The organism is Paucibacter sediminis (assembly GCF_030254645.1).
Lineage (GTDB): Bacteria > Pseudomonadota > Gammaproteobacteria > Burkholderiales > Burkholderiaceae_C > Paucibacter_B > Paucibacter_B sediminis.
The window spans coordinates 2,117,514-2,136,738 of the sequence record NZ_CP116346.1; the positions used below are offsets into that span (position 1 = coordinate 2,117,514).

25 protein-coding genes are annotated in these 19,225 nt (G+C 66.5%); 16 read left to right on the forward strand and 9 right to left on the reverse strand.

The genetic code is table 11. The annotated features are described in order from the left end of the window. The first annotated feature begins 277 nt into the window (after positions 1-277). From PFX98_RS09625 to PFX98_RS09690, 14 genes are all read left to right on the forward strand, one after another. Positions 278-778, forward strand: a complete 501-nt coding sequence (locus tag PFX98_RS09625; RefSeq protein WP_285234981.1) for a hypothetical protein — start codon at positions 278-280, stop codon at positions 776-778. 30 nt (positions 779-808) lie between these two features. Continuing rightward, positions 809-1,369 (forward strand): DNA topoisomerase subunit B, encoded by a 561-nt coding sequence (locus tag PFX98_RS09630; protein ID WP_285234982.1) that lies wholly within the window; start codon positions 809-811, stop codon positions 1,367-1,369. Positions 1,370-1,444: 75 nt separating this feature from the next. Further along, positions 1,445-1,801, forward strand: a complete 357-nt coding sequence (locus PFX98_RS09635) for an efflux RND transporter permease subunit (protein ID WP_285234983.1) — start codon at positions 1,445-1,447, stop codon at positions 1,799-1,801. A 34-nt stretch (positions 1,802-1,835) separates the two neighbouring features. After that, positions 1,836-2,213 (forward strand): hypothetical protein, encoded by a 378-nt coding sequence (locus tag PFX98_RS09640; protein ID WP_285234984.1) that lies wholly within the window; start codon positions 1,836-1,838, stop codon positions 2,211-2,213. A gap of 79 nt (positions 2,214-2,292) precedes the next feature. Continuing rightward, a complete protein-coding gene (locus tag PFX98_RS09645) occupies positions 2,293-2,721 on the forward strand; it encodes an excalibur calcium-binding domain-containing protein (RefSeq protein ID WP_285234985.1) in 429 nt (142 codons plus the stop codon). 103 nt (positions 2,722-2,824) lie between these two features. Further along, positions 2,825-3,361, forward strand: coding sequence for a hypothetical protein (locus tag PFX98_RS09650; RefSeq protein WP_285234986.1), 537 nt, complete (start codon positions 2,825-2,827; stop codon positions 3,359-3,361). Positions 3,362-3,401: 40 nt separating this feature from the next. Next, positions 3,402-4,052 carry a class I SAM-dependent methyltransferase gene (locus PFX98_RS09655; RefSeq protein WP_285234987.1) on the forward strand — a complete coding sequence of 217 codons (651 nt, stop codon included), beginning with the start codon at positions 3,402-3,404 and terminating at the stop codon, positions 4,050-4,052. A 75-nt stretch (positions 4,053-4,127) separates the two neighbouring features. Continuing rightward, the gene (locus PFX98_RS09660; protein WP_285234988.1) at positions 4,128-4,289 is read left to right on the forward strand and encodes a hypothetical protein; all 162 of its coding nucleotides are present in this window, start codon (positions 4,128-4,130) and stop codon (positions 4,287-4,289) included. Positions 4,290-4,303: 14 nt separating this feature from the next. Then, positions 4,304-4,609, forward strand: coding sequence for a hypothetical protein (locus PFX98_RS09665; RefSeq protein WP_285234989.1), 306 nt, complete (start codon positions 4,304-4,306; stop codon positions 4,607-4,609). Positions 4,610-4,663: 54 nt separating this feature from the next. Beyond that, positions 4,664-4,936, forward strand: a complete 273-nt coding sequence (locus tag PFX98_RS09670; RefSeq protein WP_285234990.1) for a hypothetical protein — start codon at positions 4,664-4,666, stop codon at positions 4,934-4,936. Next, positions 4,933-5,328: a DUF1801 domain-containing protein gene (locus PFX98_RS09675; protein WP_285234991.1), complete on the forward strand. Its 396-nt coding sequence runs from the start codon at positions 4,933-4,935 to the stop codon at positions 5,326-5,328. The genes PFX98_RS09670 and PFX98_RS09675 overlap by 4 nt, the downstream gene beginning before the upstream one ends. Positions 5,329-5,350: 22 nt before the next feature. Further along, positions 5,351-5,749 carry a PPC domain-containing DNA-binding protein gene (locus PFX98_RS09680; RefSeq protein WP_285234992.1) on the forward strand — a complete coding sequence of 133 codons (399 nt, stop codon included), beginning with the start codon at positions 5,351-5,353 and terminating at the stop codon, positions 5,747-5,749. A 40-nt stretch (positions 5,750-5,789) separates the two neighbouring features. Beyond that, positions 5,790-6,209, forward strand: a complete 420-nt coding sequence (locus tag PFX98_RS09685) for a DUF1801 domain-containing protein (protein WP_285234993.1) — start codon at positions 5,790-5,792, stop codon at positions 6,207-6,209. Between the two features lie 19 nt (positions 6,210-6,228). Next, positions 6,229-6,603 carry a VOC family protein gene (locus PFX98_RS09690; protein WP_285234994.1) on the forward strand — a complete coding sequence of 125 codons (375 nt, stop codon included), beginning with the start codon at positions 6,229-6,231 and terminating at the stop codon, positions 6,601-6,603. Positions 6,604-6,643: 40 nt separating this feature from the next. Here the strand turns inward: PFX98_RS09690 and PFX98_RS09695 are convergent, their stop codons facing one another. From PFX98_RS09695 to PFX98_RS09710, 4 genes are all read right to left on the reverse strand, one after another. Then, positions 6,644-6,868 (reverse strand): hypothetical protein, encoded by a 225-nt coding sequence (locus tag PFX98_RS09695; protein ID WP_285234995.1) that lies wholly within the window; start codon positions 6,866-6,868, stop codon positions 6,644-6,646. 245 nt (positions 6,869-7,113) lie between these two features. After that, positions 7,114-8,298 (reverse strand): alkane 1-monooxygenase, encoded by a 1,185-nt coding sequence (locus tag PFX98_RS09700; protein WP_285234996.1) that lies wholly within the window; start codon positions 8,296-8,298, stop codon positions 7,114-7,116. Between the two features lie 46 nt (positions 8,299-8,344). After that, on the reverse strand, positions 8,345-8,770 hold the full coding sequence (locus tag PFX98_RS09705) for a DUF3224 domain-containing protein (protein ID WP_285234997.1): 426 nt from the start codon (positions 8,768-8,770) through the stop codon (positions 8,345-8,347). Positions 8,771-8,798: 28 nt separating this feature from the next. Then, a complete protein-coding gene (locus tag PFX98_RS09710) occupies positions 8,799-9,695 on the reverse strand; it encodes an MBL fold metallo-hydrolase (protein ID WP_285234999.1) in 897 nt (298 codons plus the stop codon). 114 nt (positions 9,696-9,809) lie between these two features. Here PFX98_RS09710 and PFX98_RS09715 point away from each other — a divergent pair, with 114 nt between their 5' ends. Further along, positions 9,810-10,721: a LysR family transcriptional regulator gene (locus tag PFX98_RS09715; RefSeq protein WP_285235000.1), complete on the forward strand. Its 912-nt coding sequence runs from the start codon at positions 9,810-9,812 to the stop codon at positions 10,719-10,721. Here the strand turns inward: PFX98_RS09715 and PFX98_RS09720 are convergent. After that, complete coding sequence (locus tag PFX98_RS09720) at positions 10,718-11,497, reverse strand: substrate-binding periplasmic protein (protein WP_285235001.1); 780 nt, start codon at positions 11,495-11,497, stop codon at positions 10,718-10,720. The two genes, PFX98_RS09715 and PFX98_RS09720, sit on opposite strands and share 4 nt — an antisense overlap. 147 nt (positions 11,498-11,644) lie before the next feature. On the opposite strand from PFX98_RS09720, the gene PFX98_RS09725 reads away from it, so the two are divergent. Beyond that, positions 11,645-13,336, forward strand: coding sequence for an AMP-binding protein (locus PFX98_RS09725; RefSeq protein WP_285235002.1), 1,692 nt, complete (start codon positions 11,645-11,647; stop codon positions 13,334-13,336). 67 nt (positions 13,337-13,403) lie between these two features. Here the strand turns inward: PFX98_RS09725 and PFX98_RS09730 are convergent, their stop codons facing one another. The 4 genes from PFX98_RS09730 to PFX98_RS09745 all read right to left on the reverse strand — a co-directional run bounded on the left by PFX98_RS09730 (position 13,404) and on the right by PFX98_RS09745 (position 19,093). Then, positions 13,404-13,976 carry an OmpA family protein gene (locus PFX98_RS09730; protein ID WP_285235003.1) on the reverse strand — a complete coding sequence of 191 codons (573 nt, stop codon included), beginning with the start codon at positions 13,974-13,976 and terminating at the stop codon, positions 13,404-13,406. A 419-nt stretch (positions 13,977-14,395) separates the two neighbouring features. Further along, positions 14,396-15,229, reverse strand: coding sequence for a PEP-CTERM sorting domain-containing protein (locus PFX98_RS09735; RefSeq protein ID WP_285235004.1), 834 nt, complete (start codon positions 15,227-15,229; stop codon positions 14,396-14,398). A 343-nt stretch (positions 15,230-15,572) separates the two neighbouring features. Next, positions 15,573-18,281, reverse strand: coding sequence for a M16 family metallopeptidase (locus tag PFX98_RS09740; protein ID WP_285235005.1), 2,709 nt, complete (start codon positions 18,279-18,281; stop codon positions 15,573-15,575). A gap of 89 nt (positions 18,282-18,370) precedes the next feature. Continuing rightward, positions 18,371-19,093, reverse strand: a complete 723-nt coding sequence (locus tag PFX98_RS09745; protein WP_285235006.1) for a site-2 protease family protein — start codon at positions 19,091-19,093, stop codon at positions 18,371-18,373. Positions 19,094-19,225: the final 132 nt, after the last annotated feature.

Consider the following 19,225-nt stretch of genomic DNA (forward strand, 5'->3'; position numbering starts at 1 on the left):
AGGTAACGAAATGAAGGGTATGGGTGGTCATGTGCAGCGATGCCAGTCTGCGAGAACAAGTTGGCATGACTGGCAGCATGCGCAAAGCGCGCGAGCTGGCCATTTCAAGATTGACTGCACAGTCATGATCCTGCGTGCACTTGTCTTGATGCTGGGTGCTTGGCTTTCTCTCGCGGTTGGCGCTGCAACGGCGCCAGACGAGTGCCCCAACACGCCATATTCCATTCAAGACAACCTGACTCCAAGTCCGTGGGCTACGCCGAGCAGGATCCTTGAGTTGCGCAACGAGAATCAAGACGTACCGCCAGAAGTTGCGCGCATTAGATCTGGCGCAGTAGTGGCATTCATGGGCATGTCAGTGAATGCGGGCATCTACACCTGGGCGGGCTACGACGCGGATCGCGCAGTGTTTGTCTCTATTACCGGCAGTTCCGGCGCGCGAGCCCCCGCTATTCCGGTCGCTCGCGGCAAGTTACTGCCGAACCAATTCATCCGAGCAATCTCTATTGGCCAAATTAGGCGCACCGAAGTTGTTACGGTTGCTGCGGCGTCATCTTGGCAGGCACAAGAATTCGCCTGCTTGGCCAATCTGCTCATGGCGGCACCCATTGAGAACATACCGCGCGTGGTTGATCTTGACGGCCTTGAGCAATTTGAGCTCCGCCTGAGCGGTTCCAGAGTAGATGTTGGCGCTGGCATAGCGCGATTTAGGCTAGAGCGTGCGATTGGCAGCCTTATCAGAGATGCTGTCCGTGAAAGTGAAGCAGATGGTCGCTAGACGGCACGAACACCCGCTATGCCTACTCCTATGCCGGATGCCGACGCCCAAGCCGCCCCAAGCTTCGATGCGACAGGCTTTGTCGTGAGGGCGCTTGTGCTCTATGCCTTGGCGGAACATCAGGCTGGCCATGCAAATGAGATTCGCGTCATCGCCCAGGGGTATGACTTCTCAGTGTCCGATGACGGTCGTGGGCACTCAATCAACAAGGAAGTCGACGGTTCGCCTTACCTGAACTTCATCTACGGACAGCTTGACTATCCATTTGCGACCAATCGAGGAGGTGCAATTCAGTTGCAAGGCATTGGTATGTCGCTTCTCAATTCGCTCTGCAGCGATCTCGCGGTCGAGGTTCGCAAGTCGGAGCAGGTGCTCCGCCTCCTATTCAGAACTGGTCAACTCGCAGAGAAGCAAGTGCAGACGGTGCACTCGGCGCAAACTGGCAACACGGTTTCTGGCATCGTTGCGCCTCAACTGGCGCGGTTACCAATCAATGAAGCGTTGCTTGAAAGCTGGTTGTGCCGTGTTGCCGCCACTAGCCCGTCGCTGCGGCTTTCGTTCAACGGAAGAGCTTTGCACAGTGGTTCATAGGGCGCCGTCTTGGCGGTGCTCTAGCCGTCACCTTTCGGCGCGGCTCAATTCATACGCCAATCGTCACTCCACGACATGCGCATCACCCACCTCTTGTGTGCCCTCTCTCTCTTCGCCTCGGCCGGCTCCGTGATGGCTGACGGAATCCCGCGGGTCATTCGCGTCGAAGTCTCCGCCGTAGGTGCCAGCGCTGAACGGGTTGAGCGCGACCTCACCATGCCCATGGAGCGGGCGCTGCAGGCTGTGCCGGGTCTGGCGTCGCTGGCGGCCGTTTCGCAAGAAGGGCTTAGCGTCGTCGAGCTCAAGTTCAACAGCGGGCCCGGTCCACAGGATGAACTCGCGGTTACGCAGGTGTTGTCCAAAGCCCTCGTGCCGATGCGGGGCTGGGCGTCGCTGCAGCGCATTTCAAGCGCCGAGCCGACGCTGCGCTGATGCCGGCTGACCGTTCATCGAGGCCAAACCGCTGATGGAGTTCATTGTCGAACTGCTGCTCGAGTTCCTGATCCAGGTCGTCGGCGAAGCGCTGTTTGAGTTGGGCCTGCACTCGATGGCCGAGCCGTTTCGGCGGCCGCCCAATCCCTGGCTGGCCGCGCTCGGCTACGCGATCTTTGGGCTTGTCGGCGGCGGCCTCTCGCTATGGCCGTTTCCTCACCACATGGTTGCAAGTCCAGTGTGGCGCTGGGTCAATCTACTCGCCACACCACTGGCTGTTGGCCTGTGCATGTCGTGGCTGGGGGCCTGGCGTACTCGGCGGGGGCAAACGGTTTTCCGTATCGACCGCTTCTCGTACGGCTACCTTTTCGCTCTATGCTTTGCTGCCGTCCGCTTCGCGTGGGCTGCGTGATGGCGACCCTAACTCTTGACCGTGCAGGCTTGGCGGCGCAGCCGTCGGCGCGAGTATCTAAACCCAACTGCCCGCCCGCATGACATCCATGCTTCGAGTCACATCCCGCTTTTTCGCGTACTTCACCGCGGCGGCAAGCCTGTTGCTCGCCGCTTCTGGCGCCAGCGCCATGCCAGCGAACAAGTGCGTGGTGGATGGCACGGTCACCTATCAGCAGGGCCCCTGTCCGTCCTCCAATCAGGTTCGCAAAGTTCCGACCCTGGAGGAACTGAATGCCGTGGAGAGAAAGCGCCGTGCGGCAGCTGCGCCAAGCGCTCCCACCAAGGTCGCCCCTGCTGCCCCTGCCGATCCTGCCCCAGCCAATGCTTTCAGCTGCGACGGCCGCAGGTACTGCTCGCAAATGAGGTCCTGCGCCGAAGCAAAATACTTCCTGGCCAACTGCCCCGGCGTGAAGATGGATGGCGACAGGGACGGGATCCCCTGCGAGGAGCAGTGGTGTCCCGGTTGAAGTACGCGTACGCAGATCGCCGACGATGGGCGGCCCAGCCCGCGCCCGTCCTGCGACGCGAGCGCGGCCCTGCGCCCTGTTCAGAGATGAGGCGGTGCCACTGATGCGATGGCTGCTAGCTCTCCTGCTCGGTCTGGTGCTGGCCGCCGCCCACGCATCCGAGCCCGTCACCAACTTCAACGTCGTGCTGCTGCAGCCGAGCGCGGTTCTGGAAGCCCGTGTGCCAAGCGTCGACGCGCTCGCGGAGTACATCAAGGCGGTGCAGGCGGCCTTGCGCGAGGCGGTGGCGGGCAGCGAGGCTCAGGAAAAGACGAGGCAGTCGGTGGGCGGCTTCATCGTGCTGGCGGTTCGGCCCGGCCTGCAATCCAGGGTCTGGATCGATTTCGATCAGTTGCTGGACCTGGAAGTCAGGAAGCAGATCGCCCTCAAGGTCGGCGCCGTGAAACCCTTCGAGGCCCGTGAGGGGCCTGTCGTGTTCGCGCTCAAGGTGGCCTTGTGGGATGGCAAGGAATCGAAACGAATCGCGCCCTTGCCGGCCGAGTGGAAGCGCAGTGCGGCGGCTGCGTCAGCGTCAGCGGCAGCGCCGGGCGTGGCGCCACCGGAGGTCGGGGCCCTGGTCGAAAGCATCTGGAACGATTGAGGCCGCAAGCAGCCACACCATGTCATCCTCAGCCCAGCAAATGCACAGCTACTACGCCGCCCGCGCCGCCGAGTACGACGCCGTCTATCGCAAGCCGGAGCGCCAGGCCGATCTGCGCGCCATCGAGGCCTGGCTGCCCGCGCGCTTCGATGAGGGCAGGGCCGTGCTGGAGGTGGCTTGCGGCACCGGCTACTGGACCCAGTTCATCGCCGCCAGGGCGTCGCGAATGCTCGCGCTCGATGCGGCGCCCGAGACCCTGGCGATCGCAAAGACCCGGGTACCCGACGACGGGCGCGTCGAGTTCGTGGTCGGCGACGCCTATGCCCTGCCCAAGGGGCACGGCATCGCTTGCCATGCGGCCTTCGCGGGCTTCTGGTTCTCGCATGTGCCGCTGAGCCGCCGCAGGGAGTTTCTGGCCGGGCTGGCCGAGGCCCTCGAACCCGGCGCGCGCATCGTCCTGATCGACAACCGATTCGTCGCGGGCAGCAGCACGCCCCTGAGCGAACGCGACGCCGAGGGCAATACCTATCAGCTCAGGACGCTCAATGACGGGTCCAGGCATCGGGTGCTGAAGAACTTTCCCAGCCAGGCGGAACTTGAGGCCGCCATCGAGGGCTTGGGGACAAGCCCTGTTTTCACTGAGTGGCAGTACTTCTGGGCCTTTGAATATGTGGCGGCGCCTGGGCGCTAGCGTCAGCGGGCGAACTTGCGCGTCAGCGCGGGCGCGCAGCTCACTGTTCGTTCAAGCATTGAATAAAGACGACACATGACATCGAGATCTCGCAAGCTGGCGGCCAAGGTTAAGCGCGCGCTCGGTGAGCACCGCGCGAGCACGGGTGAAGCGGCAGGCTTTGCCTACGCGGCCAACCTGTGGTTCTATCTGGTCGCGATCGTCGCCGGCTTGCTCTATGGGCTGTACTTCTCGTAGGCGGAGCATCCCCCATGCTTCTCAAGACTTTCAAGACCAGACCCTGCCCGAATTGCAGCGCGCCGCATGGTCACTCGGCCTGGTCGGAGTCAAACTCTTCGGTGGTCCGGCCGCTGCGCTGCAAGCAGTGCGCACAGTTCTTTCACCAAACCGGTCTGCGCAAGTGGCTTTGGTTCAGCGCGCTCGCTTATCTGCCCGTCATGCTCGTCTGGGCCTTCCATTGGGCGCTGGGCCTGCTTGCGCTGGTGCTTGGCGTGTTGTTGATGATTGCCACGCTCAATCGCGGCAACCCGCTGGCGGCCGGACCGAAGCATGGCTAAGCTGTCGAGTCAGCGCACCGTGCAACACTGCGCCGAGCTGGAGGTCATTTCTTGATGTCGACTCTTCAAAAAGCAGCGCCCACGAAAAATTACTGGTTCCCCGCCAAGCGCTATGGCTGGGGCTGGGGCGCGCCCTGCGCCTGGCAGGGCTGGCTTGTGATTGCGGTCTTTCTGGCGCTGCTGGCCGCGGGCACGCTGCTGCCGAGAGCGGAGCAAGCGCCGCTGCTCTTCATGGCCTATACGGCGGCCCTGGGCGTCGCGCTGCTGGCCATCTGCTGGCTCAAGGGTGAGCCACCGCGCTGGCGCTGGGGGGCGACGAACCGATGAAGATGATCCTGACCCCGGCCACCACGCCCGAGGAATACGTCGCGTACCTCTCCGGCTGGCAGCGCCGCTATGTCGAGGCCTTGCGCGATACCGTTCGCGCCAGCGCGCCCGAGCTGGAGGAGCGGCTGAAGTGGGGGCATCTGGTGTTCTTCTCCGCCGTCGGTCAAGGCCCGGTGCTGATCATCCGTGCCGAGCCCACGCGCGTGCTGTTCGCCTTCTTTCGCGGCCAGCGCCTGCGCCATATCGAGCCGCGCCTCAAGCCGGGCGGCAAGTACGAGCTGGCCACGCTGGAGCTGCGCCAGGACACGCCCCTGAGCCGGGAGACGGTGGTGCAGCTCTGCGTCGAGGCCGCGCGCCTGAGCGGCGGCGTCAGCGGGGCCAGCGCTGGCTGAGCGGGCGAGCCATCGTTCCGATATGCAGCTGCTGCCCCTCCGCCTCACGCCCGGCGCCGACCTCAGGCCCGCCTTGGCAGATGCCCTGCGTGCGCAGGGCTGGGACTCGGCCTTTGTCGTCGCCGGCATCGGCAGCCTGTCCGAGGCCAGGCTGCGTTACGCGGGCGAGCCGGCGGAGGCGGTGCTGGCCGGCCCGCTGGAGATCCTGAGCCTGGCGGGCAGCCTCGGCGCCGACGGCGCGCATCTGCACATGGCCGTTGCCGATGCCAGCGGCCGCGTCGTCGGTGGCCATGTGGGCCTGCTTGGCAACCTGATCCGGACCACGGCCGAGATCCTGCTGGCCCCGCTGCCGGACTGGCAACTCACGCGTGCCTACGATGGCCGCACCGGCTTCAAGGAGCTGGTGGTCCGCCCGCGGTAGCCATCTACTTCACCCAATCTCAAGCTCACGGGAGTCCGCGATGCCCAATGCCAAAACCTCCAAGCCCGGCGCGAAGCCGGCCGCAGCGCCCGCTGCCGCCGAGTCTCCGGCCGCATTGATTGACGCCAAGATCCAGGCGCTGGGTGATTGGCGGGGCGCCTTGCTGACGCGGCTGCGCGCGCTGATGCGCGAGGCCGACCCCGAGGTGGTGGAGGAGTGGAAGTGGAGCACACCGGTGTGGTCGCGTGGCGGCATCATCTGCACCGGCGAGAGCTACAAGGCGGTGGTGAAGATGACCTTCCCGAAGGGCGCATCGCTGCCCGACCCCGCGCGCCTCTTCAACTCAAGCCTGGAGGGCAATGTGCGCCGCGCCATCGACATCCGCGAGGGCGAGGCGCTGAACGAGGCGGCGCTGAAGGCGCTGATCCGCGCCGCGGTGGCGCTCAATCTGCGGGCGTGAATCAAAGAGGAAGGCAGCCATGAATCTCGGTACCGTGGAGCTCAAGGCCTTCGTGCCGGCGCGCGACTTCGAGCTCAGCAAGCGCTTCTACCAGGCCGTCGGTTTCACCATGCCCTGGTGCGACGAGGGCCTGGCCTATCTGCATGCGGGCGCCTGCAGCTTTCTGCTGCAGAACTTCTACGTGGCCGAGCTGGCCAGCAACTTCATGCTGCACCTCTCGGTGGAAAAGGTGGACGACTGGCATCGCAAGCTGCTGGAGGAGGACATCCCCGCCCGCTTCGGCGTGCGCCTCGGCGCGCTGGAGAACCAGCCCTGGGCCATGCGCGACTTTGTGCTGCACGACCCCAGCGGCGTACTCTGGCGCATCTCCGAGAACCTGCCCAAGCCCGTCTGAGAAGCGAGGCCGAGGTGCGCGAGTTCGCGCTGCCGCTCATTCAATGCAGATGCTGAACACAGGGCAGCGAGTATTCCCTGCCTATCATGGTCCGCGCGAAGAAGTAGGCCGTGCGCAGGCCTTGTGTGAGCGAGTCGATGTCAACCAGGCCGGCTTCATCGCAGGGCACGGCAATGCCCCGTCCGGGGTTGTAAAGCGAGGTGAAGCGCAACAGGTATGAATCCGTTGCCGGCAATTCGGGCAGCGCAGTGGCACGAGCGTCCATGATGATTTCCTTCCCCCGCATCTGTCTGATGAATCAGCATGCCGGGCATGCACTTGGATGCGTAGGTCCGGTGCTTGGGAGCAAGGCGCTTGGCGCACCCGCGGCAAGCCAGTCAGCGGCCGCTGCGAGAGTGTGCGTGCCGTCAATCGGTATGGCCAGTAAGCGCCTAATCGTCATGCTTGACGGTACGCTTGCGTACATAGCGCGCGGGGCTGCCGGCGCGAAAGCAAGCGCGTGGTGCTGCGTTACGCCTGACCCCAGCGCCGCAGCAGCGCCTCGCGCTTGGCCGGTTGCAGATTGGCGCGCCGCGGGTCGCCGCCGTAATGCCTCAGCACGCGTGCATCCATCACGCGGAACCACAGCGGCGGCAGATAGGCCAGCATCAGCATGGCGGCATAGCCTGAGGGCAGTTGCGGGCTCTGCTCGAAATGGCGCAGCGCCTGGTAGCGCCGGCCCGGGTGGGCATGGTGGTCGCTGTGGCGCTGCAGCTGGTAGAGGAAGAGATTCGAGACGCGGTGGCTGGAGTTCCAGGAATGCTCGGGGGCGCAGCGCACCGGGCGGCCGGTGTTGGCGTCCAGCGGGCGCAGCAGGCCGTAATGCTCGATGTAGTTCACCACCTCCAGCAGGCTGGCGCCGTAGAAGGCCTGCACCAGCAGGAAGGGCAAGGTGGCGCCCAGGCCCAGCCAGATGCACAGAGCGCCATACAGGAGCACGGTCATGGCCCAGGCCTGCAGGCATTCGTTGCGCCAGTGCCAGGGGCCCAGGCCCAGCCTGGCCAGACGCGTGCGCTCGATCTCCCAGGCCGAAACCAGGCTGCCCCACATGGTGCGCGGCAGAAAGGCCCAGAAGCTCTCGCCCAGGCGGGCGCTGGCCGGGTCGGCCGGCGTGGCCACGCGCAGGTGGTGGCCGCGGTTGTGCTCCACATAAAAATGCCCGTAGGCCACCGGTGCCAGCGTGATGCGCGCGAGCCAGCGCTCCCAGCGCGGCAGCTTGTGGCCCAGCTCGTGGGCGGTGTTGATGGCCACGCCGTTGATGCCGCCGACGCTGAGGATCAGGCCGGCCCAGCCAAACAGGCTCAGCTCCTGCGTGGCGGCGATCCAGGCGCCGTGCAGGGTGAGGCCGAACTGGAAGGGCACGAAGGCCACCACGATGGCGCGGTACCAGCGGTCCTGCTCCAGCGCCGGCACGGCGGCATCGGGCGGGTTGCGCGGGTCGGCGCCCAGCAGCCAGTCCAGCAGCGGGATCAGCCCATACATCACCGCACTGCTGACCCACAGCCACGCTTCGTGTCCGCTGAGCTGGTACTGCACCAGGTTCAGCCACACCAGGCCCGGGAAGGCGGGCGAGAGCAGCCACCACCAGCGGTAGCGGTCGCGCCAGGCGCCGCCGGCCGGGGCGGTGGGGAGGGTGTTGCTGCTGCTACTGCTCATGCGCCGCATGCTGCGCGCGGCGGCGGCGCGGGTCAAGCTGCGGCCGTTACGGAGCCAGGCGGTACTTCAGCTCGTAATGGTGCACGCCGGCCTCGATGCGCAGCAGCAGCGCGCCGCTGATGCCGGCCAGCTCGCCCTGGCCCGAGCCCGGCACGATGGCGATGCGCAGATCCTGCTGGCCCTCGCTCATCAGGCCCAGATGCGCCAGCGCGAAGCTGCCGCTGCGGCCCTGCAGCTGGCCCACAAAGGACTCCAGCGCGGTGTAGGCGGCCGCGCCGGCCTGCGGCTGGCCCGCCGCCAGCATCTCGCCCAGGGCCTGGCCCTGCAGCTCGCCCTCGTAGCGCTTGTCGAGGCTGCGCCTGAACATGGGCGTGCCACCGGCGGGGGCGGGCATGGCCTCGGGCGCGCCGATCTTGACGCTGAACTGGCCGCGGGCGGTGTGCGGGCCGGTGGGAGTGGTGGCGCTGCTCATATGGATGCCACCATAGCAGAAGCCTAACTCACCACTTCATCTCGCCCTTGTTGACCTTGGCGCCAATCTCCAGCGCGATGCCCAGCCCGGCCTGCGGGTAGGCGGCCTTCATGGTGGCGATCAGCGCGGCGGCGTCGGCGGCCTTGGGCAGCTCGGCCTCGAAGCGTTGCAGATAGGCACGCGTGTGGTTCACGGCCGTGAGGTCCTGCGGCGTGCCGGGCAGCATATGGCCGGGCACCACCACGGCGGGCTGCAGGGCGGCGATGCCGTCCAGCTTGCTCAGCCAGGCGGCGCGCTCGGCCGGGGTCTGGGTGTCGGCGGTCCAGGCATGCAGATTGCCGAACACATTCACGCCACCCACCACCGCCTTGATGGACGGGATCCACACATAGCTGCGATGCGCCAGGCTGTCGTCCAGGCCGCGGATCTCCAGGGTCTGGCCCTCCAGGCTCAGGCTATTGCCCGCCAGCGCCTCGGGCAGCACCGGTTGGCGCGGCGCATTGGCGCCCAGGCGCGGGCCCCAGACCTGGAGCTTGGTGGGCAGGGCGGCGGCCAGCTTCTTCAGCGTGGGCGCGGCGGCCACGATGCGGGCCTCGGGGAATTCGGCGTGCAGCACTTCCAGACCGAAGTAGTAGTCGGGGTCGGCGGCGCTCACATAGATGGTGCTGAGCTTCTTGCCGCTGTCCAGCACGGCGGCGGCCACGCGCAGGGCGTCGGCGCGGGTGAAGCCGGCGTCCAGCAGGATGGCCTCCCTGGCGCCGCTCACCAGCACCGAGTTCACATGGAAGCTGGCCGGGCCGTGGTTGATGATCTGCAGGCTCAGCGGTGCGGGCGTGCCGCTGCCCTGGGCCTCGGCGGCCAGGCCGCTGCTCACCAGGGCGGCGGCGAGCAGGGGGCGGATGAAACGGGGCAGGTGCGTGTTCATGGTGGGTTGCTTCCTTCGGTTGCGGGGTGAAGTGAACTTTATTTGCCCATGATCCGTAGATAAACATCTAAGGCGTAGACTGTTTGTTGCATCAATCGAGCAAATGGACGGGCGATGGACAGACTCAAGGCGGCCCAGGTCTTCGTGGCTGTGGTGGAGCGCGGCAGCCTCACCGCGGCGGCCGAGGCCCTGGGCCTTTCGCGCGCCATGGCCAGCCGCCATCTGGAGGCGGTGGAGCAATGGCTGGGCGCGCGCCTGCTGCAGCGCAGCACCCGGCGCCTGAGCCTCACCGACGCGGGCGCCGAGGCCCTGCCGCGCTGCCGCCAGCTGGTGGAGCTGGCCGAGGAGGCCGAGCAGGCCGCCAGCGCGCGCCAGCTGAGCGTGCATGGGCGGCTGCGCGTGGCGGCCTCGATGTCGTTTGCCCAGCAACACCTGGCCCCGGCGGCGGCGGCCTTCCTGGCCCTGCATCCGCGCACGCAGATCGAGGTGCTGGTGTCGGAGCAGGCGGTGAACCTGGTGGAGGACCGCATCGACCTGGCGCTGCGCATCAGCAACCAGCTCGACCCGGCCCTGATCGCCCGCCGGCTGACACTGTGTCGCTCGGTGCTGTGCGCCGCGCCCGCCTATCTGCGCGAGCATCCCGCACCGGCGCAGCCCGGCGAGCTGCTGGCCCATGCCTGCGTGGCGCATGCGCGCTTTGGCAGCGAGGCCTGGTCGCTGCAGAACGCCCAGGGTGAGCGGCTGCTGCAGCCGCTGCCGCCACCGCGCCTGCTGGCCAACGAGGCCTTGCTGCTGCAGCAGGCGGTGCTGGCAGGTGCCGGCATCGGCCTGCTGCCCACCTATCTGGTGGGCCCGGCGCTGGCGGCCGGCACGCTGCTGCGCGTGCTGCCCGGCTGGGAGCCCGAGCAGCTGGGCGTGCACGCGGTCTACACCAGCCGCCGCCACCAGCCGCTGCTGCTGCGCAGCTTCGTGGACTTTCTGGCCGAGCGCTTCGACCCGAGCCTGCCCTACTGGGACCGACTCTAGTTGCCCGCGCAGGCGGCGCGCGGCAGCCCCGACTGTTCGAGCAGGCGCTCCATCGTGCCGTCCTTCTGCAGCGCACGCAGCGCCTGCTGCAGCTCCTCCACCCTGGCCCTGGGCATGCCCGGCGACGCGGCCAGCCAGAGCAGATCGGATTCGACCGGCGCTGACAGGGCCAGCGCCGCGCGCTCGATGCCGCGCGCCTGCAGGGCCAGCAGGGCGGTCTCCTGGTTCGCGTAGATCGCGTCCACCATGTCCAGGCTCAGCATCTTGGCCATGTCCTCGAAGGAGGTGGCCTCGGTGATGCTGGCGGCCTTCAGGTTCGCACCATAGGGCGTGGCGCGCAGCACCACCAGCCGTGCGCTGGCCAGGGTCTGCTCGTCGAAGCGGTGCAGGCGCTCGCGCAGCGCCACAAAGCCCATGCTGCGGCAATAGAGCTTGCCGATCCACTGGTACTTCGCCTCGCGTTCGCTCGAGCGCACCAGCGGGATGATGAGGGCGTTGGCTTCGCGTGCGGTGATGGCCTGGGCGCGCGGCCAGGGCACGAACTCGACCTGGCCGGCATGGCCGCTGCGGGCGATCAGTTCCAGCGTCAGGTTGACGAGCGGCCCGGGGGCGTCGTGGCCGCTCTCGATCGTATAGGGCGGGAAATTGGCGGTCAGCAGGCGCAGCGGCGTGGCGGGCGGTTCGGCGGCGGCCGCGGCGCAGAGCGCCAGCAGCGCAAGCGCGGCGGCGGCGGCGCGCCGGGCCAGCCCTTCGACCTTGCCACTGATGGATGCCATTGCCATACCGCCCCGAGCGTTGTGGAGCGCATCTTACGGCGCCATAAGGCAAGCGGGGCGACTTGGCATCGGTGTATGCGCCTAGGCACGGGCCGGCCCGGGGCTCTCCATAATCGGCCCACCACAGCTGGATGATGAGCCCCGACCATGCCGAATCAGCGCCTGATGCTCGACTACGTCTACGAACATGAGGCCGCCCAGCCCGACAAGGTCTATCTCACCCAGCCGGTTGCCGACGCAGGCGGCAGCCGCACCATCGACTACAGCTGGGCCCGCACCCTGGACGAGGCGCGCCGCATGGCCGCCCATCTGCGCAGCCTGCAGCTGCCCGCCGGCGCGCGCATCGCCATCCTCTCCAAGAACTGCGCCCACTTCATCATGGCCGAGCTGGCGATCTGGATGGCCGGCGGCACCACGGTGTCCATCTTCCCGACCGAGACCGCCGAGACGGTGCGCTTTGTGCTGCAGCACAGCGAGGCCAGCCTGCTGTTCGTCGGCAAGCTCGATACCTGGGCCCAGCAGGCGGCGGGCGTGCCCGCGGGCCTGCCCTGCATCGCCTTGCCGCTGGCGCCGGCCGGCACCGGTTTCGACACCTGGGACGACATCATCGCCCGCACCGCGCCGCTCACCGGCCGTCCGCAGCGCGCCGGCAGCGAGCTGGCGATGCTGATCTACACCTCGGGCTCCACCGGCGAGCCCAAGGGGGCGATGCACAGCTTTGAGCGCATCACCCGCGCCACCGAGCTGAGCGTGGACTTCGTCAAGACCCTGGTGCCCGACCTGCCCGAGCAGCGCGTGCTGTCCTACCTGCCGCTGGCCCATGTCTACGAGCGCGCGGTGGTGGAATGCTCATCGCTGGTCTATGGCCACACCCATGTGTTCTTCGCCGAATCGCTGGACACCTTTGTGCAGGACCTGCAGCGCGCCCGCCCCACCGTGTTCTGCTCGGTGCCGCGGCTGTGGCTGAAGTTCCAGCAGGGCGTGTTCAGCAAGATGCCGGCCAGGAAGCTGGATCGGCTGCTGAGCATCCCGATCCTGGGCAACGTCGTGCGGCGCAAGGTGCTCAAGGGCCTGGGCCTGGACCAGGTGCGGGTGGCGATGAGCGCCTCGGCACCGATCCCGGCCGAGCTGATCCGCTGGTACCGCCGCCTCGGCCTCAATTTGCTGGAGGGCTATGGCATGACCGAGGACTTCGCCTACTCGCATGCCTCCACGCTGGCACTGAATGCCCCGGGTTATGTGGGCGTGCCCATGCCGGGCGTGGACGTGAAGCTCAGCGAGGAGGGCGAGATCCTGGTGAAGTCGCCCGGCCAGCTGCTGGGCTATTACAAGCGCCCCGATCTGGACGCGCAATGCTTCACCGCCGACGGCTACTTCCGCACCGGCGACAAGGGCGAGCGCCGGCCCGACGGCCTGCTCAAGCTCACCGGCCGGGTGAAGGAGCTGTTCAAGACCGCCAAGGGCAAGTATGTGGCGCCGGCGCCGATCGAGAACCGCATCAACGCCCACCCGATGGTGGAGATCACCCTGGTCTCGGGCGTGGGCCAGTCGGCCGCTTTCGCCCTGGTGGTGCTGGCCGAAGACCTGCGCCCCAGGCTGACGGAGGCCGCCCTGCGCGCCGAGGTCGAGCAGCAGATGGCGGCGCTGCTGCAAAGCGTCAACGCGCAATCGGCCGACTACGAGCAGCTGCAGATGCTGGTGCTCAGCACCAGGCCCTGGACGATCGAGAACGGCTGCCTCACCCCCACCATGAAGATCAAGCGCAGCCGCATCGAGGCCGAGGTGGCCGCGCGCGTGGAGGGCTGGTACGCGGCGGGCGCGCGGGTGGTGTGGGCGTAGGCGAGCGCTTGGGGCAACTCGCCGACGTTGGAAAGCGGCTTGGGCCCAACGACCTTTCCTCTCCCGTTCAGCGCATCACGATCAGTTGAACACGCCTGTTCGTGCTGCGGCCTTCGCGGGTGCTGTTGTCGGCCAGGGGCGCAGATTCGCCATAGCTGATTGTTGCCATGCGCGCCAGGGGCAGGCCGGCGCGGGCTAGGTGCAGGCGCACCGCTTCGGCCCGCTTGAGGCCCAGTTGCTGGTTAATTGCTTCGCTGCCAGTAGCGTCGGTGTGGCCCTGGATTTCGACGAACACAGGCTGGTTGTCGGCCTTGAGCTTGGCGACGAGTTGATCGAGTTCCTGACCGGCCTGCTCGGTGAGCTGGGCGCGGCCCGAGCTGAACTTGATCTTGTCATCGGTCAGCAGGGCGCTCATCAGCAGGCCGGGCGGCGCGGGCAGATTGTTAGCGGCCTGGGCTCGCGCCGCAGCTTCCTGCTGCAAGGCCAGGAGGCGCGTCTCGCTGCCTTGCAGTCGGTCATCCAGAGCCTTGAGGCCGTCGTCATGCGCCTGAACGCGGGTGCCGAGACCTTCCACGCTGGTCTGCACCGGAGCGACGGTCTCTCTGACGAAATCCTTGGTGGCGCAAGCGCTCAGCAACATGACGCTGCTGGCGACGATTAGGGGTGAAAGTCTCGACATCGGTGGATTCTTGAGGAAGAAAGAAGTGTGCGACTCTAGGCATTCCTCCAGGGGAGGTGGTAAGCGGCTGTACGCAATCCTTGCGCCATTAACCGGGCCGAACAAAGTTTTACCGTTCTGCACTACCGGGCCACGGCGATCCGGCGCGATGGGCCAGTTCGGCTAGGCTGTTCAGAAGCTGCCGCTCACCAGTGCCCGCTCCTGGCCATTCGCCGACGGAGGAACAAGTGGTCACTGCAACTGTCAGTGAACGTTCGTCAGAACGTCATGCGACTATGTATGCAGTTATGTCGTCGGACTGCCCGCAGGATCTTCGCTGGGGCGAAGGAGGCTGCTGCCACCGTCGCCAGGGCACTGGCAACTTCCCGGTTTACAGCGCCTCAGTTCGAATGGCGCCGGCGCGCCACCATGCACATCAGGCTGAACAGGCCAAGGATGCTTAGTGTCAGCGTGCCCGGTTCGGGCACCGGGGGAGGCGACACAGTCGCAAAATCCATCGAGAAATCAATCGATTCCGCCTGTCCCGGACTGCCGGACATGGGATTGAAATTGAAGATCGCCTGCATCGCAGTGATGCTCGAGAAATCGGCACCTGTACCTGACTTGGTTCCGAGCAAATTGATAAGGGCGAAGTTGAAATAGAAGTCGGTGGGGCCGGCGACTGCTCCTGCCTGCGACATGCAACTGCTGTCCGCCGCGCTGCACACGGGTATTGCGCTGAAGGTGAAACTTGTCCAGTCGGTCGCGCCCGAGAAGAACTGCAGCGTGAACGGGAAAGAGGCATCTGAGCGCAGCATTGTGAGCTTCAGGCTGTCTGCAACGGCTGAAAAGTTGACGGGTGCGAACCCGGTCCGATTGATGCCAAGGTCAGCATTCGTCAGGTCGAAGCCGGTGACGCTGCCGCCATCCCAGCGTAAAGCGCCAAAACCAACGACGCCGGCGTCGTTAGCGAAAGAAAACCTTGAACCCGAGACGCCGGCGCGCGTACCGTTGAATTCGTCAGCCCCACTGAACGCGTTGACGTAGACCTCGCGTTCCCCGCCGATGATGGTGCTGGGATCGAGCGGAGACCTTGTCGCAGACGAACTAGCGATGCCGTTCGAATTGTCTTGCGCAACGGTTTGCGAGCGATCGAAGTTGTCGATCAAAGGGAGTGCCGACGCGCCACGGGCGAACGCCAGGAACATAGCAGCAAAAAATGCGACCTTGACCATGACGGGACTCCCTTCGGACTATGGAGAGTGGTTGAGTCTGACGATAATGCCGCGCACACTCAACCGGGGGATGTCCCACGAATTGTGTTCTCGGATATCGAGCTGAGCAATCGCGAAGCTGTAGGTCGTCGACGACCGCTCGTGGCCGCTTGCGTGAGCTGATCGCGCCAAGGTGAATGCTGTAATCGGCACTGAGCCCCCAGTCGGCCTGATCACCGCCGGACCATGAGGCAGGAATGCGCCGGCTCCAATCCGTCACGCCGCGCCATCAGCGCTGGACCCAAAGAAAAGGCCGGGCGCTTTTGCGAGCGCCCGGCCGTGCTGGTGATGCGTCGCCGGTGTCTTACTTGAAGTCGCCCACGAACACGAGCTGGAAGTCTTCCAGCTTGAAGTACTTGCGCAGCGCGCCGTTCACCTGCTCCAGCGTCAGCTTGGCAATGGCGTCGTCGACCTGCTGCGATTTGGCCATGGTGCGGCCGAGGAACTGGTTGCCGGCGAGTGCGCGCACCAGGCCGGCGTCCTGCGCGCGGCCGAGGCGGCGTGCGTTCAGCATGGCCTGCTTGCCGGCATCGAGCTCGGCCTGGCTGTAGCCGTCCTTGAGGGCGCGGGCCACTTCCTCGCGCAGCGCCTGCTCGACCTTGGCGCGGTTCTGCGGCGCGAAGATGGCGCCGACGTTCCAGGGCGAGTTGAGGTCCTTCTGGCCCCACATCAGGTAGGACCAGACGCCGTAGCTCAGGCCGTCCTTCTCGCGGATGCGCTTCCACAGGCGCGAATCGCCGCCGCTGCCCAGCAGGTAGTTGGCCAGGGCCACGGCCGGGTAGTCGGCCTGTTCGTCGTTGAGCGCCAGCGGCATGCGGCCGGCCAGCACCGCGTTCTGCTTGTCGGGCGCCGGCACCAGGCTCAGCTTGCCGGGCTTGGCCACGCTCGGGAAGGGCACACGCTGGTAGTCGGCCTGCGAGCGCCAGTCGCCCAGCGCCTCGCTCACCGCCTGCTTGAGGGCTGCGGCATCGAAGTCGCCCACGGCCGCGAACTCGGCGTGGTTGGCGCCGTAGAAGCGCTGGTGGAAGGCGCGCAGCTGCTCGATGCTGACGCCCTGGGCGTCGGCCGTCATCTGCTCGAAAGTGCGGGCCAGGCGCACGTCGCCGGGCGGGTAGTCGCCGTTGAGGGCCAGCGCCACGCTGGTCTCGGCCATCGCCTCGGGTTCGTCGCGCTGTGCCTTGATGCTGGAGAGCATCTGGGCGCGCACCTCTTCGAGGGTCTCGGGCGCGAGGCGCGGCTGGCGCAGGATCTGCGCGATCAGCCTGGCGGCCTCGGCGGCATGCTGGCGCTTGGTGACCCAGGCCACCGTCACCTGGTCGGGGCCGGGCTGGATCTGCAGCTCGACCTTGAGGCTGTCGAGCTTGTCGCGCAGCTGCTGGCGGTCCAGTGTGGCGGTGCCCTTGTCCAGCACATAGGCCAGCGCCTCGGCGGCGGCACGCTGGCCGCGCAGGCTGTCGGCATCGCCGTAGCGCAGGGTCAGGAAGCCCTGCACCGCTTCGCCGCGCGTGGGCTTGGGCAGCAGCGCCAGCTTGAGACCATTGGCGAGGGTGCTGGTCTGGGTGAGCTTGTCGATATTGGCCGGCGTGGCCTCGAAGGCCGCCACCGCAGCCTGCGCCGCCGCGGGCACGAAGCTCTTCATCTGCTCGTCCACCTTCACCAGCGCGGGCGCGGGCGCTCGCAGCGCCTTGTCGGTGGGGATGTACTGGGCCAGCGTGCGGTTGGCCTGGATCAGGCGTTCGTTGGCGACGCGCTGCACGTCCTCCAGCTTGAGCGCCTTGATGCGGTCGCGCAGCAGGAAGAACATGCGCCAGTCGCCCTGGCTGACGGTCTCGGAGAGCGCGGTGCCGACCTGCTCGGGATCGGAGAACTGCTGCTCCCAGCGGTTCAGCCAGCGCTGCTGGGCGCGCTTGAGTTCCTCGGCCGTGATGGGGTTCTGCGCCAGGCCCTCGATGACCTTGAGCATCTCGCGGTTCATCTCGTCCAGCGAGGCATCGGGGGCGATGTCGGCGCCCACCATCATGAAGCCGGGCTCGGCCAGCGCCATGCTGAAGGCGCTCACCGAGGAGGCCAGCTTGGTGTTCTCCACCAGCTGCTTGTGCAGGCGGCCGGCGGGCGGCTCGGTGAGGATCAGGTTGAGCACCTCCACCGCCGCATAGTCCGGGTGCGGGCCGGCCGGCACATGGTAGGCCGCGGTGGCGCTGGCCACGCCGCCCAGGCGGCGCACGGTGACGCTGCGCTCGCCGTCCTGCACCGGGTCCACGGTGTAGAAATGCGGCAGCTTGCGCTTCGGTGCGGGCAGGGCGCCAAAGCTCTGCTGCACCCAGCCGAGCACCTTGGCGGTATCGAACTTGCCGGAGACGATCAGGGTGGCGTTGTCGGGCTGGTAATAGCTGCGGTAGAAGCCCTGCAGGCGTGGGATGTCGACGTTCTCGACGTCGGCGCGCGCGCCGATGGTGCTCTTGCCGTAGTTGTGCCACTGGTACATGGTGGCCAAGAGGCGCTCGAACACGATGTTGCCGGGGTTGTTCTCGCCCATCTCCATCTCGTTGCGTACCACCGTCATTTCGGTGTCGAGATCCTTGCGGGCGATATTGCTGTGCACCATCGCGTCGGCCTGCCATTCGAGATACCACTTCAGGTTCTCTTCGTTGGCGGCAAAGCTGGCGAAGTAGTTGGTGCGGTCCAGCCAGGTGGAGCCGTTGGCGCGCAGGCCGCGCTTGCTGAACTCGGCCCAGGGATTCTTGTACTTGGGCGAGCCCTTGAAGATCAGGTGCTCCAGCAAGTGGGCCATGCCCGTCTCGCCATAGTTCTCATGCTTGGAGCCGACCCGGTAGGTCACGTTCACCGTGGTGCTGGGCTTGGAGGCATCGGGCGCCAGCAGCACCTGCAGGCCGTTGGGCAGGCGGTACTCGGTGATGCCTTCGACGGCGGTGACGGGCTTGAGCCCCTGGGCGCTGAGCGCGCCGCCGACCAGGCCAAGGCTCAGGGCCAGGGTGATGCGTAGCAGTTTCATGGGAACAGGCTCCAGATAAGCGATGCGAGCGGGAGGGTAACAGCGGGCGCTTGGCCGGCCAGAAGTGAGGGTCGTGAGGGTCGTGCGGGTCAGTGCGGCAGGGCGTTCGTCAGCATCTCGTGCACGTCGTGCGTCATCACCGCCAGGAAGCCGGCCAGCGCCAGGTAGTAGCTGCCGTATTCCCATTTCACCGCGGCAGGCACGGCGTAATAGCTTTGCGCCTCGGGGCTGTCGCTGCGGTACTTCCAGGCCTTCCAGAGCTGCGGCCAGGCCATGATGGCGATCAGGATCAGCATCGGGCTGGGCCGCCAGAGGAACAGCGCCACCAGCATCGGCACGCCGAGGAACCAGATGCGCGGCGAGAGCACCGCGGTGATGCGGCCGCCGTCGAAGGGCGAGAGCGGGATCAGGTTGAAGAGGTTCAGGAAGAAGCCGCTGTAGGCCACCGCCAGCAGCCAGTCGACATGCCAGTTACGCGCCGCGAAATAGACCAGCACCGCGCCCACCGTGCCCAGCAGCGGCCCGCCCAGGCCCACATAGGCCTCGGTCTGGGCATCGTGGGGCAGGTCCTTCAACTCGATCCAGGCGCCCACAAAGGGGATGAAGGTGGGGGCGCCGACATTCAGGCCTTTGTGCCGCGCAGCGAGGTAATGCCCCATCTCGTGCACGAACAGCAGGGTCACGAAACCCACCGCATAGCGCCAGCCATAGATCCAGGCATAGACGGCCACCGAGATCAGCATGCTGCCGCCGGAGGCGAGCAGCTTGCCGAACTTCAGGCCCGAGAACAGCAGCAGCAGGAGCTTGATCATGGGGCGATTGGATTAGGGCCTGTTACCGCTACGTTTGCCCGTTCCCTTCGGGTTGCCACCAGAAAAGCCGTGCACGTCGTTGCAAAGCCTCGCCGGGGGAGTCACCCCGGCTTCGGTTTGCGCCTAGTTCAC